This window comes from Actinoplanes lutulentus (genome assembly GCF_003259845.1).
Classification (GTDB): Bacteria; Actinomycetota; Actinomycetes; order Mycobacteriales; family Micromonosporaceae; genus Actinoplanes; species Actinoplanes lutulentus.
On record NZ_QLMJ01000018.1, the window covers coordinates 210,285 to 225,686 of the forward strand.

Here is a 15,402-nt window from a genome sequence, read left to right on the forward strand (position 1 = left end):
GACACAGGGCGGGTGGTTCGCGGGGTGCGTGTCGAGTTTGGGGGCGTAGCGAACCCGAAATCGACACACCCGCCTGGGCCTGCGCGATCTTGGGCTGCGGTTGCCAGCCGGGGTAGAGGATCGCTCAAGATCTGTGGCGGGGCCGTGTGTGCTGGGTGGTGGGGTCTTTAGTGTTGGGGAATGGGCACCGAATATGCGGTCGGCAGTGTGTTGTTGGCTGGGCATGATGTGCCGCTCGGGCGGTATACGACCGTGCGGCGGCTGCTGCCTCACCGGGAACGCCGGATGATCGGGGCCTGGTGCTTTGTCGATCATTTCGGGCCTGATGATGTCCGGGGGCGGCCGGGGATGCAGGTGCCGCCTCATCCGCATACCGGATTGCAGACCGTCACGTGGCTCGTCGACGGGGTCATCGAGCATCGTGACAGTCTTGGCAGTCATCAGTTCATCGCGCCGGGGCAGCTCAATCTGATGACGTCCGGGCGGGGTATCGCGCACTCCGAGTACACCCCGCCCGATCATCCGGACGGGATGCACGGGCTTCAGCTCTGGCTCGCGCTACCCGACTCGGCGCGCAACGGGACGGCGAGCTTCGAACATCACGCCGGGCTGCCGGGTTACACCGCCGATGGGGTGACCGTCACGGTCGTGATCGGACAGCTCGGTGCGCTGCGGTCGCCGGCCACCGTGTTCACGCCGCTGGCCGGGGCTGAGCTGCTCTTCGCCGGGGCCTCGGGGATCACGCTGCCCCTGGAGGCCGGCTTCGAGTACGGGATTCTGGTGATGTCCGGGTCGGCGTCCGTCGACGGGACCCCGCTGGAACCGGGGTCGCTGCTCTACCTCGGCGACGGCCAGGAGACGGTGACCGTCACGAGCGACGGGGAGGCGCGGCTGTTCCTCGTCGGTGGTGAGCCGTTCGACGAGCCACTCGTCATGTGGTGGAACTTCGTCGGCCGGTCGCACGAGGACATCGTCGAGGCGCGTACCCAATGGATGGCGGGTGAGCGGTTCGGGACCGTCGGCGGTTGTGCGGCGGCGCCGCTGCCCGCCCCGGAGCTGCCGACCGTGTGTCTCAAAGCCCGTGACCGGCACGGCCGTACCTTCTGACCCGGGCCCACCGTGTGCCATCATCTCCCGATGATCAACGGCGGTCTGCTCGAAGTCCTGGGTGGTGTGCCGGGGTTGTTCCCGCGGGCCGAGCAACGGGTGCCGCCGATCGTCACCTGGGACGACGGGCCCTGTGGCAGCACCGCCGCGGCCGCGCTGGCCGCCGCCGGCTGGCGGGTGACCGAGCCGTTCTGGGGCGGCGCCCTGGTCGACCTGCGGCACCAAGAACGCGGCACCCCGGCCGGCCTGCCGCACCAGCAACGCAGCGCCCTGGTCAACCTGCCGGACTACGAGCCGTGTGTGTTCCAGCGGGTGCTGCGCCCCGAAACTGCCGCTCTGCTCTATCTGCACGCCGGGGAGTACGACTCCCCCGCCGGTGACGCCCGGGTCGCGCGGCGGGTGTTCGGCACCGACCTGCCGCCCGGCGGGTATCTGCCGTCCACCGGGCTGGATCGGCTCGCCGTGCATCTGCTCACCGGCGAGGTGGGCGCCGGGTGTGACTTCAGCGGGGAGAACGTGTTCGCCACGATGGGTGCGGCGGTGCGGTCCACGTTCGGCGGGCGGGCCGGGCTGTTCACCATCGCTCGCGGCGCGGCCATCTGACATGACCGGCGGGCACTACGGATACATCCAGGCCGTCGCGGAGGCGTTGGAGGAGGCCGGGATTCCGGTGGCTGACTTCCGGGCTGATGACCGGGTGCCGCGGGACGGCTGGATCGCGTTCGACCTGGTCCGGCAGGTCGCGCTGCACGGGCGGCTCGTCTGGGACTGCGAACAGGCGGGCGTCGCGTGGGCCGAGGACCAGGGCTGGGTGCTCGTGACGGTGGGCTTCGCGCGTACCCAAGAAGGGCTGGACGTGGCGTCTGAGGCCGCGCCGCGGGAGGTTGTCCGCGCTGTGGCGCGGAAAGCGGGAATCGGGGATTTCTGAAGGGAACGGCGGCGGGTTGGGGTCCCGCCGCCGTCCCTCGTCCCGGCATCGCGCCGTACTCCGCCCACCCGCGGGGAATCTCTGGGGGGCATCAAAACCCCGCGGGTCGTCTCGGGCGCTCGGCGGCCGCTTGACTGGGGGGCGGCGGCCACCGGCCGGGGAGTACCTGGCGCCCGTCCCGGGGCGCCTCAACAACCGTGCCAGGACGACCCCCCTTGATCCGTGCGAAACGTGAGTGTCTTTCGACACGCCCGGGATTCACCTGATCAGGGTCGCCCGCAAGTCCTTAGGTCTCCTGAAGGGACCCTTAAAACGCGCTTAACTCGTAACCTGCCCCGTGACCTGGAGTCAGTGATCATCGTTGATGGTGTGTACCGGATTCGCGACGGGCTCGGCGGCACCGGATCTACGGCGTTATCACTGCTGAGGAGTTTGAACCGAGAGCGCCCGGCAGACGTATACCCCGATGATCGACGACTCTCGGCGGGCTGCGGCGCGGGGAAGGTCGGTCCCCGTGGGTCTCCCACGGGTTCCATGGCAGAGGTCCGCAGCGCGGTAGCGCACTACGCAAATCCATGATTACCCTTCCACATCCACCACGTGGCAGGCATCAATCCGGGGCGCGAGGGGCGGGCACCGGTGTGCGGAGGTGGGACAGCGTGAGGACGGTGGCGCGAATGCGGCGTGGGGGCAGAGGGACAACCCCGGGCCTGTTCGGGGCCTCCTCATGAGCTACGAAGACGACGAATACTGGGCTGACGAGTACGACGAGTACTCGCTCATGCCGCAGTCAGCGGTCAAGCAGGAGAAGCACTACGCCCGGCGTACCGCGCCCGACCCGGTGATTCCGACCCGGCGTTCGCGCGGTGACGAGACGCCTCAGGCACGGAGCAGCGCGTTCGACGACCAGCGGCCCAGCTGGCTGAACGACCCGGATTTCGTGCCGATCGACACCTCGAAGCCGAATCTCGCGGGTCATGAGTTCGACGATGTCGACTTCAACCGGCCTGAGCTCGGTGTCGATTTCGACAAACCCGACTTCCCGATCCAGGATCCGGATGCGCGCCCGGAGTTCCGGCGCAGCGCTCCGGCTGGTCAGGATCGGTATGCCGCGCGGCAGGTTGGTCGTGAGGACGAGGTTCCGGTTATGCGCCGGGACGAGGTTCCGGTTATGCGTCGCTCTGTCCGGCAGGAGGAGCCGGTCGGGCATTCCGTGCGGCAGGAGGAGCCGGTCGGGCGTGAGGTTCCAGGGCGTGAGGTTCCAGGGCGTGAGGCTCCTGGGCGTCGGCCCCGCCGGGACGAGCGCTGGGATAACGACGATCGCCGTGTCCCGCCGGACGGCCGCACGATCGAGCTGCGCTCCGACGAATACTGGGAGGACGACCGCCGCCGCAACGCCGACGATCGCGTCATCGATCTCGACGCGGCGCGACGCAGGGCCGTCGATCCCGAGCGCCGCGACGCGCGTCGCGCTCCTGCGTTCCAGGACGAGCCCGATGGGTACGCCCGGCGCGGTGGCCGTCACGAGGACGACGACCGTTTCGAGAGTCGTGGCCGTGCCTGGGAGGACGACGACTTCGGTCCGATCCGTCCGGCCGGTGGGCGGCGCCCGCGGCGGGACGAGGTTCCCGGCCCGATCCGGCGCGACGACCTGTCGGTGGCCGGGCGGGCTTCGGTCCCGGATCCGTACGAGACATATCGCCCGGAGACGGACCGGCGCGGCGTGGCCGCGTCCTACGACCGGCGCGAAGGAGTGGTTCCGGCCGAGGGCCGCGTTCCCGTCGAGGGCCGCGTTCCCGTCGAGGGCCGGGTGTCTGAAGGCCGTGTTCCTGTAGAGGGGCGCGTTCCCGTTGAGGGCCGGGTGCCTGTTGAAGGGCGTGCCTCTGTTGACGGGCGTGCCGCTGCTGACGGGCGGGTGCCGGTTGACGGGGCCGCGGTGGACGGGGGTCGTGGGGATCTCCTCGACGGGCCGACTATCGGGGTTCGGCGGCGTGGGGACGTTCCGGAGGCCGGGATTGCTGCCGGTGCGGCCGGTGGTTCGCGGCCGGAGCAGGCCGACGCCGGGCTCGGGCGAGATGCTGACGCTGGGCGTGGGCGGGATGCTGACGCTGGGCGTGGGCGGGATGAGGAGCTCACCCGGCAGCTGGATGGCGAGCGGGATTCGCGCGGATCGGAACAGGTCCGGCCGGCCGCTGACGCCGGCGAGACGGCTGACGCCGCGGCGGGTGTCAAGGACAGCGGGGACGGTGACGGGCCGCGGGTTGTTCGGCGGGCTGAGGCGCCCGTGCCCCCGAAGGTTCTCGGGCGGACCACCCCGCCGCAGGCTCCCCGTGTGATCAAGGCGGACCCGCCGGTGGCGCCGCGGGTTCTGGCCGCGCCGGCGCCGGTACCGCCGGCCCGGGTCATCGGCCCGAACAGCACGCCTGCCGAGAGCATCCGCCCGGCTGCGGCGGCGGACCCGGGTCCGGCTCCGGCCGTCCCGGTGCGGCCGGTTTCGCCCGCTTCTCCGGTTTCGCACGCTTCTGCGGTTTCACCTGCTTCGCCTGCTTCTCCCGTTACTTCTGCTTCTTCTGGTGGGCAGCCGGTGGCCGCGGCTTACGAGCGGCCCGTTTCTCCGTCGGGATCGGTGGCTCCGTTGTCGCCGGGTTCGCCGATGGGGCCGGTTGCGCGGGCCGGGTCGGCTGCTCCGGCGGCACCGTCCGCTGCCGGGCGGCCGACCGTTCCGGCGCCGTACCCGGGTGCGGATGTGGACGTGCCGCAGCAGCGTTCGCGACGGTCGCCGCGGACCGCGCACGTGGTTCTCTCCGATGGGAACGGGCCTTGGTCGATAGTTCCGGACGAGGCGCATCAGCTGCCGAACGGTTCGCGTCCGGTCTCCCCCGCGAGCTGGGGACGTCCGCAGGACGCACCCGCCGCGATGCCCGCTCCCACCACGATGCCTGCGCCTGCCGCGCCTACCGCGACGCCCGCGCCTACCGCGACGCCCGCGCCTACCGCGATGCCTGCGGCGGCCAGCGCGTGGCCGCCGCCGGTTCGTCCGCAGCCCGAGACCACCGCCGCGTCAACTCCGGCACGCCCTGAGGTGCGGCCGGCTCCGGGTGTCATCGGGCAACCGGGACCTGGCGTGCCCGGGCAGCCGGGTGGGGTCGTAGCGCCGGCCGCAGCCGCCTGGCCTCCGGTCGTGCGGCAGCCTGAGGCCGGTCAGCCTCATCAGCCGGCTGGCCAGGGTCAACCGGCTCCGGCTGCGGGGCATCCGCAGCTTGTCGGGCGGCAGGCGCCTGCGGGGCGGCATACGCCTGCTGTCGCGCAGCCGGTTCCGCCGGGTTGGAAGCCGCCGGTTGCTCCGGCGGGGAGTGTTCCGGCTCAGGAGCCGGTCGAGAACGTTCCGGCGCAGGAAACGGCCAGGAACGTTCCGGCTCAAGAGCCGGTCAGGAACATTCCGGTCCAGAGCTCGGGTGCGGATGTTCCGGCTCAGGAAGCGGCGCCTCAGGGTTCGGATGCTCCGGTGGCGGCTTCGCACGGTGTGGCGGCTCATGCTGCTCCGGCTGAGGTCTCGGCGTGGGATTTGGCCGGTAGTGTGCCGGTTCGGGGTGGTTCGGCTTGGGGCTTCGCTGCTCATGGGCAAGCCGGGCCGGATGGGGCTGGGCAGCCGGCTGATGTGGTGCCCGGCTCGGGAAGCGGGAGCATCGCGGCTCAGAGTGGCGCCTGGACGGACGAGCGGCCGGCCAGGGATACGACCGGCGGTATCCCGCAGCAGAGCACCGGCACTCCGCAGCAGAGCGCTGGGATTCCGCAGCAGAGTACTGGGGCGGAACGGCCTGTGGAGGCGTGGCCTGTTGTCGGGCGGCCGCTGGTGCCGCCGCCGGTTGCGCCGGCGGTGGAGGATTCGGGGGCGGACGAGGCCACTGTTTCGCTGAGTAAGCGGCGGATCGCGGTTCCAATTCAGCCTGGGGTTCGGGACAAGCGGCATGCTCGGCCTGAGGACACCACTACGGACGGTGCGGCGGCTCGCGGTGAGCGGCCCGAGGACGGCCCCGTCGATGCGGGGATTGCGATGCCTGACCGGAGCGGTGCGGGCGGAAACCCGGACGATGACGGTTCGGGTGCGTCGGGCGTACCGGAGAAGGGTGATGAGGGGCGTCCTGCGGATCCGGATGCGCCTTACATGGATGCGGAAGGGACCTGGCACAACCTGAAGCCGATCGCGGTGCTGGAGGTCAGTGGGCCGGACCAGGAACCGCGGTCGTATACCGACACGGCATTCGGTGGTGGGTGGTTCGTTGCCAAGACCACGGACGAGGCGGATGAGGCCGAGGGGAAGGAGCCGGAGCCTGAGCTGGCGGCTCACCTTCCGCTGACCGCCGCTGATCTGTCGGCGATCCGGTGGCGGCTCGACGGGGCCTCGCTGCGGGAGGTCGTCGATGACCGGGACGCGCTGCGGGCGCTGGGTGAGCGGCTGGACGGGCCGCTCGCTGACGAGGCTGACAACATCGTCAAGGCGGGGTTGCTCAGTGTCCGGGCCGAGGTCTACCGGCTGCTCGGTGAGCTGGGGATGGCCGCGGCGGCGAGCCGGCTGGCGCTGGCGCACGCGGAGTCGGCGAAGGACCTGCAGTCGATCGTGATCGCGCAGGCCGAGCTGGCGCACGTGTTGCGGCTGCGCGGCGATTTCATGGAGGCGGACCGGCTGTTCCAGCGGGCTGTCGACGCGGACGTGCCGGCGGCGGTACGCAGCGTCGTGCACGAGAACGCCGGGCGGTGCTGCTTCGACCAGGGGCGGCAGATGGAGGCGCTGGACCACTTCGCGCGGGCGGTACGCCTCGGCGCGCCCGAGGACACCGACCTGGTGGAGCGGATCGGGGTGTGCCTCGAGTCGGTCTACATCCACGTGCTGCGCGACGGGTGGGGACCCTTCCCGCGCAACGGCGCCGAGATCGAGAGCGTGCTGAAGAAGAGCGCCGGCCCGGATGCGTTCAACGAGACGACCGCCGAGCAGGCGACCGTCACGCCACGGTGAACGGGTCCGGTTCCGGAACCTGATCGACGTTGTGCCGTGGCGGCCGGCCCTGTGCCAGGGCGCTGCGGCCGCGGCCACCGGCTTTCGCCTGGTAGAGGGCGGTGTCGGCGACGCGCTGGAGTTCCTCGGCCGATCCGGCGTGGTCGGGCAGGACGGCTACGCCGATGCTGAGTTGCGGCGGCCCACCGGGCAGGTCGGTGGTGGTGCCGAGCGTGGTGCGGGCCTTTTCGGCGTACGCGAGAGCCTCACCCGGGCCGGCCCGCAGCAGCACCGCGAACTCGTCGCCTCCGAGGCGGGCCACCATGCTGGTGCCGTCCGGCGCGGCCGAGCGCAGCGCGTCGGCCACGGCACACAGCGCGCGGTCACCGGTGGCGTGACCCCACGTGTCGTTGATCGTCTTGAAGTGGTCGACGTCGACCATGACGAGCGCGATCGTCCCGCCCAACCGCACGGCCTTCGTCAGGGACTCGTCGAAGGCGCGCCGGTTCGCGGCACCGGTCAGCGAGTCCGAGGTCGCCTGGGCTTCCAGGACCTCCCGCAGCCGGTCGTTGCGCTCGCGCAGGTTGGTGACGACGAACGCGGTCATCGCCATCGCCACGGTGAGCGCGATCCAGTCGCTCATGGCCCGGGACGTGTCGGTGAACGAGTACGCCACCAGGGCGTGACCACCGGAGATGGTGACCACGGTCGCGGCGATCACCCAGCGGCTCAGGAACGACGCAGCGAACAGCAGGGGCCAGAGGTAGAAGAGTTGCGCGCCGACAGTGGTGTCCTCGGTCGCGTAGTTCAGCCCGGTCACCGCGAGGGCGGACAGCACCGGCAGGGAGACCCAGAACGCGCGGGGCATCACCCGGGGCCGGCGCAGGCAGATCAGGCCGATGATCAGGAACGCGACGGCGGTGACGGTGACCGCGATCAGCTCGGGAAGGGGATCGCCGAGCTTCATCAGCACGCCGGTGATGATGTTGTACGGGCTGGCAGCCAGCATCAGGTAGGCGACGGCACGGGCGGCGCCGTGCTGATCGCGTATCTGAAACGGCAAGTGGGGCTCCTCCTGGTTCGCTTGTTTCATTCGGCGCGGACGCGGCGGACCTGAGCCGTCACTCGGTGCGCAGGGCCACTACCGGGTCCAGGCGGCCGGCCCGCTGGGCCGGGACCACGCCGAAGACGATGCCGACGACGGCCGACACCCCGAACGCGAGGGCCATCGACCACCAGGTCAGCGCGGCCGGCACCGGGGAGAGCCGGTCGACCAGGATCGCGGCCGAGCCGCCCAGCAGCATGCCGAGGATCCCGCCGGTGGTGGTCAGCAGCACCGCTTCGAGCAGGAACTGGGTGCCGATGTCGCGGGGACGGGCGCCGACCGCCTTGCGCAGGCCGATCTCCTTGGTGCGTTCCCGGACCGACACCAGCATGATGTTGGAGACGCCGACCCCGCCGACCAGCAGGCTGATCCCGGCGATCGCGGCGAGCACCCCGGTCAGCACGCCGAGGATGTCGCCGAGCACGCCGAGGATCTGCTCCTGGGTGACGGCGGAGAAGTCGGTGTCCGGGTGTTCCTTGGTCAGCACGTTCAGGATGTTCGCGCTGAGCTCGTCGATCCGGTCCCGGTCCGGGGCGCGGATCGCGAGGCCGTCGATGCGCTCGGTGCCGAGCAGCCGCTGCGCGGCGGTCACGGGTACGTGCACCTCGCCGTCCCGGTCCACGCCGAGGCTCTGCCCGAGCGGCTCGAACGTGCCGATCACCCGGAACCGGACACCGCCGATGGTGATCTGCCGCCCGATCGGGTCCCGCTCGCCGAACAGGCTCTTCGCGGTGCCGGCGCCGAGTACCGCCACCCGTCGGCCGGTGCTCACGTCGGTCCTGGTCAGGTAGGTGCCCCGGTCGAGCTTGCGGACGAAGACGTCCGGGGTGGTCTCCAGGACGCCCTGCATGCTGGCGAAACCGGTGTTGCGGCCGGCGCGTACCGTCTCGCCGGAGCTGATCGTGACGGCGACCCGGCCGCGGTCGCCCACGATGCGGGTGACCGCCTCGACGTCGTCGAGCGTCAGGGGCGAGGACGTGGGCGCGGCGCCGGCTTCGAGCCTCCCGGGTACGACGATCAGCAGGTTGGAGCCGAGTCCCTCGACCTGCTGCTCGATCTGTTGTTTCGTACCGGTGCCGATGCCGACCAGCGCCACCACGGCGGCCACGCCGATCACGACGCCGAGCATGGTGAGCAGGCTGCGCAGCCGGTTGGCCCGCAACGCTTCGAGGGCGACCCGCCAGGCCTCGGCGAGCCTCACTGTATTTTCCCGTCCTTCATCACGATCTGCCGATCGGCCCGGGCCGCCACCTCCCGGTCGTGGGTGACCAGGACGACCGCAACGCCGTCGTCCTTCAGCGATTCCAGCAGGGCGAGCACCGACTGGCCGGTCGCCGAGTCGAGGTTGCCGGTCGGCTCGTCGGCGAGCAGCACCGACGGGCCGGTGACCAGGGCACGCGCGATCGCCACCCGCTGCTGCTCGCCGCCGGACATCTGGTTGGGGCGGTGCGTCATCCGGTGCGCGAGGCCGACCCGGTCCAGCATCTCGGCGGCCCGGGCCCGGCGCTCCTTACGGCCGGCGCCCCGGTAGACGAGCGGGAGCCCGACGTTGTCCTGCGCGGTGGTCCGGGACAGCAGGTGGAACGACTGGAAGACGAAGCCGATCGTGGTGTTCCGGAGCTCGGCCATCTCGTTCGGGCTCAAGGTGCTCACGTCGCGGCCGCCGATCAGCAGGGTTCCGCTGGTCGGCCGGTCCAGGCCGCCGAGCAGGTGCATCAGGGTCGACTTGCCGGAGCCGGAGGTGCCGACGATCGCCACGTAGTCGCCGGCCTCGACGGTCAGCGAGACGCCGCGCAGCGCCGGGACCTCGAAGCCGTCGAGCTGGTAGGTGCGGCTGACGTTGTCGGCCACGATCGCGCTCACGGTGTCTCTTCACCCTCGATGACCTGATCGGCGCCGGCGACCACGATCCGTTCGCCGGCGCCCACCCCGTCGACCACCTGCACCGAGTCCTCGCCCTGGACGCCGAGGGTGACCGGAACCGATCGGAAGCGGCCGTCCTGGACCGTCCAGACGGTGTCCTTGCCGTCGACGCTGAGCACCGCCGACGCGGGGACGGTCACGGCGTCGTCGGCCTGCCGGACCTTCAGCCGGACGACGGCGCTCATCCCGGGGCGCGGGGCGGGGTCGGCTTTCGCCAGATCAAGGCGGATTTGGTACGACACACCGCCGCGCGCCGAGGTGGTCGGGAGCAGATCGGTGGAGCGGACGGTGGCGGTATAACCGACGCCGGGTGCCGCGTCCAGCTCGACGTCGGCCTCGATACCCGGTTCGACCAGGAGCACGTCGGTCTCGTCGACGTCGGCGGTGAGGCCGAGCGTGCTGGTGTCGACGATGGTCAGCACCGGGGTACCGGCCGAGACGTAGCCACCCTCGCTGATCTCGGTGTCGACACCGGTTGCCGCGGTATTCGCGGTGTTGCTCTGGATCAGCGCCGAGAGATCGGGAGCGGCTGCCGGCTGCGCGGGCCCGCCGGCCTGGATCACCCCGGCGACCGGCGCCCGCAGCGACAACGCCTCCACGGCCGCGTCGGCGAGCTCGTACGCCTGCTCGGCCTGCAGCCGCTGTGCCGCGCTCAGCGCGCCCACCGCCCGGCCGAGCGAGCTCACGCCGCGCTGGACCGAGCGGACCGCTGCGGCGGCCGCGTCGGACGCGGCTTCGTACTGTTCCTCGGCCGCCGCGATCTGGTGCTTCAGCGCCTTCTTCAGTTCCGGGTCGGCAAGCTTGTCGGCGGCGTCGGCGGCCTGCTCGAAGGCCTCGGTGGCCTGGCGGTCGGTGCGTTTACGGACCGCGACGAACTCCGAGGTGCCGCTGTCGACGGACACGTCGCCGGTCTGATCCAGGGCGCGGGCTGCCGACTCCCGGCGGCGTTCCAGCTCGGGAGAGTCGATGACGGCGAGAAGGTCACCCTTGTCGACCCGGTCGCCGGGCTCGACGCGCAGCTCGGCGAGGGTGCCCGCGGCGGGGGCGGTCAGGGTGGCGGCGGCCCGCGCGGTGACCGTGCCGGGAGCCTCGACGATCTCGTCGACAGCGCCGACGGCGGCCGTGCCGACCCGGATCCCGGTGGGTTCGTCGTCGCAGGAAGCGGCGGTCATGGGGAGCAGCACGAGGAGGCCCGCTGCGATGATCACGATCCGTGGTCGTCGAGACACAGAGGCCACTCTATGCCGTTCATGAGAAGCGGGCCGCCCTCCATTGCTGGAGGACGGCCCGTTCCCTGCTTCGGATCAGGTACCGGAACGCCGTCCGTACACCTTCACCGTGGAACCGATCTTGCCGAGGCTGTAGTACTTCTTCGCATCCTGCGGGAGCAGGTTGACGCAGCCGTGCGAACCCCGCCACATGTCGTGGATGTAGGTGGTGGTCTGGTGGAAGCCACGTCCGCCGATGAAACGCTGCCAGTACGGCAACCACACCTCGTACGGGTCCGACCATTCCTTCTTGGTCCGCTTGTTGATCTTGAAGGTGCCGGCCGGGGTCCGGTAGTTCTTCATGCCGGTACGGGTGACCGTCGGCTTGACGAGGACCTTGCCGTTCTTCATCACGTACGTCGTCTGGTTGGTCAGATCGACGCAGAAGGTGATGCCCTTCTTCTTCGCCTTGCAGGCCGACGTCTTCGTCGACGCCAGACGCTTGGCGACGTTGAAGGTGGTCGGGCCGGCGAGACCCTTGGCCGGCTGGATGCCGAACCGCTTCTGGAACTTGACGATCGCGGCGCAGTCGGCGGCTGATTGCTTGCCGTCGACCGTAACCGTTCCGTAGCCGCCCAGTTTCTTGAGGTAGCCCTCGACCTGCTTCTGGTACTTGCCGGTCGCGCACGACGCGGCAGCCGCCTTGGTGACCACCTTGGTGGCCACCGGCACCGCCGCACCAGCGCTCGCCGGCGTCAGCCCGAACGCGCCGAGACCACCGCCCACCAGCACCGCCAAAACGGCACTGGCGAGGCGGGCGGAAACCCGTCTCACTGCCAAATCTGCATCCTCCCCAGGAGTTTCTGTCCGCACATCGAAGCACAGCCGTCCCACTAATGGCGTACGGGGAAGGACCGTGACATGAAACCGGTATGCCATCGGCATTCAGGTTTCGTGCTTGAGACTCCGGGGAGTTATTCCTAGATCAACGGGGCGTGGCGAAGTCCTGGACCCAGTACGGGGTGTCATCGCCGGCGATCGCGAAACCGACACCCATCTGGTCCAGCCGGCAGTCGAGAATGTTCTCCCGGTGGGCCGGCGAATCCATCCAGTCGCTCACCACCTCGAACGGCGACTTCTGGCCGCGGGCGATGTTCTCGCCGTACCGCTTCCACTCGTAACCGGCTCCGGCGACCCGCGAGCCGGCCCGTTCGCCCTGCCGGTCCTCGTGCGCGAAGTAGCCGCGCTTCGCCATGTCGGCGGCGTGCTCGTTCGCGGCCTCGATCAGGCGGCGGTCCGGGGTGAGGGAGTCGCAGCCGTGCGCGCGGCGGTTCTTGTTGACCAGCGCGAGGACCTGTTGCTGGACGGGGGCGGCGGGGCTGTTGGAGATGTCTCGGGCGGTGACTGCCTCACGGGCGCCAGCGATGGCGTCGCGTGCGGGGGCGTCGGGTTGCGGTTGCCGCTGAACTTCCGCTTTATCACGATTTTTCGGACTTTTCGGTTCTGGGGTTTCGGCTTTGTCCTCTTTGGCGGCGGGGCTTTTGCTCACTCTTACCGGGCTCTTGCTCACCGGATCCGGGCCCGGCTCACCCACCCATTTCCCGGCCGGGGCGGACGGCTCCGCAAAGGCCGCATCGTCCGGATCCGGCAGCATCGGCTCGCCGTACAACTGCACGTCCGGCACTTCCGGCACGTCCGGTGACGCCTGCGCGAGCGCGGTCGCGGTGATGCCACCCGCGGCCAGCGCGGCGGCGGCCACACAGGCCAGTACCAGAGGTTTCCGCATGTCGTCGTCGATCCCGTCGGTCTCCGGCGCCCCGGCCTTCTCCGGAGCGCGCACCGTTGACCAACGGCCCCGATCCAGGCCGGACACTGCCCCCAATTTCCCGACCAAAGATCAAAACCCGTCTTTTGTACGCGGTGAGCAGCCTGAACGTCATTTCCCGGAATGCACACGCGTCGCACAATCGCACTGGAAATCCGCCGCATTCCGTCTAATGGGGTAACCCGCTCAGGCGTTTCTGCCGACCGCGCGGCCGGTGCTGTCCACTCCCACCACGTCGCTAAGTTTTCGCGGTGCGAAATCGATACCTGGACCTCCTCCGCGCCGTGGCGATCGTCCGGGTGATCGTCTATCACCACTTCGGATGGCCGTTACTGTCCATCCTGTTCCCCGCCATGGGGATCATGTTCGCGGTCGCCGGTTCGCTGACCGCGGCGTCCCTGGCGAAACGCTCCCCCGGCAACGTCGTCGTCTCCCGGATGCGCCGCCTGCTGCCACCGGTCTGGCTGCTCGGGCTCATCGCGGTGCCGCTCATGCTCTACGCCGGATGGCAGGACGAGACCGACGGCGAACACCCGTTCTCACCGCTGGGCCTGGCCTTCTGGATCGTCCCGCTCGGCGACCCGCCCGGCAGCGATGCGGCGGCGTTCATCTGGGACGCGCTGTGGTACGTCCGGACGTACCTCTGGCTGGTCCTGCTCTCCCCCCTGCTCTATCCGGTATTCCGCAAGGTGGGCTGGCCGCTGCTCGCCGTGCCGCTGCTGCTGATGGTGTTCCTGGAGCACGGCTCGTTCGGCATGCCGGCCCCGGTGGAGTCGGCCTTGTGGGACCTGTCCACGTACGGCGCCTGCTGGCTGGCCGGTTTCGCTCATCGGGACGGGCGGCTCGGGCGTACCAACCCGGTCCTGGTCGTCATCTCGTTCGCCGCGCTCGCCGGCCTGGGAATCCACTGGCTCGTGCAGAACCACGCCGAGACCGGCTGGGACCTGAACGAGGTCTCCGAGGCCCAGGCGGTGTACTCGCTCGCCTTCGTCCTGATCGCCCTGCGCTGGCAGCCGCCGATCGAGAAACTCGTCGCCACGCCGTCGGTGTCGAAAGCGATCAGCCTGCTCAACGCGCGAGCCGTCACGGTCTACCTGTGGCACGGCGTGGCGATCGCCGCGGTCTGGCCGATCCTGGAGTTCGTCGGCATGGAGGACCTCGGCGACTTCGAGCCGCCGGTGACGCTGGGCATCACGTTCGCGGTGACCGCGCTGGCGGTGGTGCTTTTCGGGTGGGCCGAGGATCTCGCCGCCCAGCGCCGGCCGCGCCTGTGGCCGGCTGATGAGGCGCCGAGGCCGGGGCCGGGGCCGGGGTCGGGGCCGGGGTCGGGGCCTTCTCCGGAGCTGGCGACGGCGACGGCGACGGTGGGCCCGGTGCCGTCGGGGTGGCCGGAGGTGCCCCGCGAGGAGGCGGGGGTGGCCCGCGCGGGCACCGATCAGCTGCCGACGCCAGGGCTGAGGTTGTCCGCGGCGGAGAGTCCGGGGTTGCCGGGAGCTTCGAGCCCGTCGTTGCCGGGGGCTTCAGGTCCGTCGTTGCCGGGGGCTTCAGGTCCGTCGTTGCCGGGGGCTTCAGGTCCGTCGTTGTCGGCTGACGAAGGGCCGCGGTTGTCCGGCGCTGAGGGCCCGCGGCTGACGTCCACCGACACGGCGCAGATGTCGGCGCCGGGGCTGAGCTGGGGTGGCCCGGCGAGCGGTGGAGATCCGCGATTCATCGCGGGCAGGGACGGCATGCCGGTGGCCGGGCGGCCCTCGCCGGGATACGCCCTCGAAGGGGCCGATCCGGCGCGGAACGACTACACCGGGATTCATCAGGACGGCTACGGCGCCGAGCCTGACCGTCGTGACGGGGCGTCCGACGGTCATGGCGCGGCGTCCGACGGCTATGGCAGTGCATCCGACGGTCAAGCCGGGACGTCCGACGGTTATGGCGCGGTTCAGCAGGACGGTTATGGCGGGGTGCCGTGGGTGGGCCATGCCGGAGGTGCCCGTGAGCCCTGGCAGCCCGGCCCGCAGCGGGGTCCGCGTGAGCCGGACGAAGCCCCGGCGATGCGGTACGACGGCACCCCCTGATAACTCCGGTCCCGGCGCGCGGAGGGCGGCCAAACGCCGGGACCGGTCGCCCACAGGTCCGGCTTGTGCTTACGGCTGTCTCGGGGGCGTTGAAGCAGCCGTAAGCACAAGCCGGACCTGATGCATGAGCCGCCAAAGCAGGACAGCACGAACGTGGACAGCGGCACACGGTGAGCCCTGGCACGCCCGAGACACCGGCACACGGTGAGCCTCGACGCATCCGGGATGCCGGCACACGGTGAGC

The 15,402-nt window shown here is 70.5% G+C and carries 13 protein-coding genes; 5 read left to right on the plus strand and 8 right to left on the minus strand.

The features are described 5' to 3' along the window. Positions 1-180: 180 nt before the first annotated feature. Genes B0I29_RS33225 through B0I29_RS33235 form a run of 3 tightly spaced genes read left to right on the plus strand, consistent with a single transcriptional unit; the run spans position 181 to position 2,035 of the window. Positions 181-1,107 carry a pirin family protein gene (locus B0I29_RS33225; RefSeq protein ID WP_111653078.1) on the plus strand — a complete coding sequence of 309 codons (927 nt, stop codon included), beginning with the start codon at positions 181-183 and terminating at the stop codon, positions 1,105-1,107. A 30-nt stretch (positions 1,108-1,137) separates the two neighbouring features. After that, on the plus strand, positions 1,138-1,710 hold the full coding sequence (locus B0I29_RS33230) for a hypothetical protein (protein ID WP_111653079.1): 573 nt from the start codon (positions 1,138-1,140) through the stop codon (positions 1,708-1,710). A gap of 1 nt (position 1,711) precedes the next feature. After that, on the plus strand, positions 1,712-2,035 hold the full coding sequence (locus B0I29_RS33235; protein ID WP_111653080.1) for a DUF6292 family protein: 324 nt from the start codon (positions 1,712-1,714) through the stop codon (positions 2,033-2,035). A gap of 790 nt (positions 2,036-2,825) precedes the next feature. Here the strand turns inward: B0I29_RS33235 and B0I29_RS45350 are convergent. Together B0I29_RS45350 and B0I29_RS45355 are read right to left on the minus strand one after the other, a co-directional pair. Next, complete coding sequence (locus tag B0I29_RS45350; RefSeq protein ID WP_146616960.1) at positions 2,826-3,560, minus strand: hypothetical protein; 735 nt, start codon at positions 3,558-3,560, stop codon at positions 2,826-2,828. A gap of 1,322 nt (positions 3,561-4,882) precedes the next feature. After that, entirely contained in the window at positions 4,883-5,140 is a 258-nt protein-coding gene (locus B0I29_RS45355; protein ID WP_146616961.1) for a hypothetical protein, read from the minus strand. A 949-nt stretch (positions 5,141-6,089) separates the two neighbouring features. Here B0I29_RS45355 and B0I29_RS33245 point away from each other — a divergent pair. Continuing rightward, positions 6,090-7,049: a tetratricopeptide repeat protein gene (locus B0I29_RS33245; RefSeq protein ID WP_146616962.1), complete on the plus strand. Its 960-nt coding sequence runs from the start codon at positions 6,090-6,092 to the stop codon at positions 7,047-7,049. Here the strand turns inward: B0I29_RS33245 and B0I29_RS33250 are convergent. The 6 genes from B0I29_RS33250 to B0I29_RS33275 form a co-directional block, all read right to left on the minus strand. Further along, the gene (locus tag B0I29_RS33250) at positions 7,036-8,091 is read right to left on the minus strand and encodes a GGDEF domain-containing protein (protein ID WP_111653134.1); all 1,056 of its coding nucleotides are present in this window, start codon (positions 8,089-8,091) and stop codon (positions 7,036-7,038) included. The two genes, B0I29_RS33245 and B0I29_RS33250, sit on opposite strands and share 14 nt — an antisense overlap. 58 nt (positions 8,092-8,149) lie before the next feature. Next, positions 8,150-9,334: an ABC transporter permease gene (locus B0I29_RS33255; protein ID WP_111653083.1), complete on the minus strand. Its 1,185-nt coding sequence runs from the start codon at positions 9,332-9,334 to the stop codon at positions 8,150-8,152. Beyond that, positions 9,331-9,996 carry an ABC transporter ATP-binding protein gene (locus B0I29_RS33260; RefSeq protein WP_111653084.1) on the minus strand — a complete coding sequence of 222 codons (666 nt, stop codon included), beginning with the start codon at positions 9,994-9,996 and terminating at the stop codon, positions 9,331-9,333. Before B0I29_RS33260 ends, B0I29_RS33255 begins: the two co-directional genes overlap by 4 nt. Continuing rightward, entirely contained in the window at positions 9,993-11,285 is a 1,293-nt protein-coding gene (locus tag B0I29_RS33265) for an efflux RND transporter periplasmic adaptor subunit (RefSeq protein WP_111653085.1), read from the minus strand. The genes B0I29_RS33260 and B0I29_RS33265 overlap by 4 nt, the downstream gene beginning before the upstream one ends. A gap of 75 nt (positions 11,286-11,360) precedes the next feature. Continuing rightward, the gene (locus tag B0I29_RS33270) at positions 11,361-12,098 is read right to left on the minus strand and encodes a L,D-transpeptidase family protein (RefSeq protein WP_245972934.1); all 738 of its coding nucleotides are present in this window, start codon (positions 12,096-12,098) and stop codon (positions 11,361-11,363) included. A 151-nt stretch (positions 12,099-12,249) separates the two neighbouring features. Beyond that, on the minus strand, positions 12,250-13,137 hold the full coding sequence (locus tag B0I29_RS33275) for a CAP domain-containing protein (protein ID WP_146616963.1): 888 nt from the start codon (positions 13,135-13,137) through the stop codon (positions 12,250-12,252). Positions 13,138-13,340: 203 nt separating this feature from the next. Here B0I29_RS33275 and B0I29_RS46385 point away from each other — a divergent pair, with 203 nt between their 5' ends. Further along, positions 13,341-15,158 (plus strand): acyltransferase family protein, encoded by a 1,818-nt coding sequence (locus tag B0I29_RS46385; RefSeq protein WP_220091476.1) that lies wholly within the window; start codon positions 13,341-13,343, stop codon positions 15,156-15,158. Positions 15,159-15,402 lie beyond the last annotated feature (244 nt).

What these genes read in the sequence shown, in the direction of transcription:
- B0I29_RS33225 (WP_111653078.1), top strand. Translation starts at nt 181, where the DNA reads ATGGGCACCGAATATGCGGTCGGCAGTGTGTTGTTGGCTGGGCATGAT.
- B0I29_RS33235 (WP_111653080.1), top strand. Translation starts at nt 1,712, where the DNA reads ATGACCGGCGGGCACTACGGATACATCCAGGCCGTCGCGGAGGCGTTG.
- B0I29_RS33245 (WP_146616962.1), top strand. Translation starts at nt 6,090, where the DNA reads ATGCCTGACCGGAGCGGTGCGGGCGGAAACCCGGACGATGACGGTTCG.
- B0I29_RS33230 (WP_111653079.1), top strand. Translation starts at nt 1,138, where the DNA reads ATGATCAACGGCGGTCTGCTCGAAGTCCTGGGTGGTGTGCCGGGGTTG.
- B0I29_RS45355 (WP_146616961.1), bottom strand. Translation starts at nt 5,140, where the DNA reads ATGACACCCGGAGCCGGCCGCACCTCAGGGCGTGCCGGAGTTGACGCG.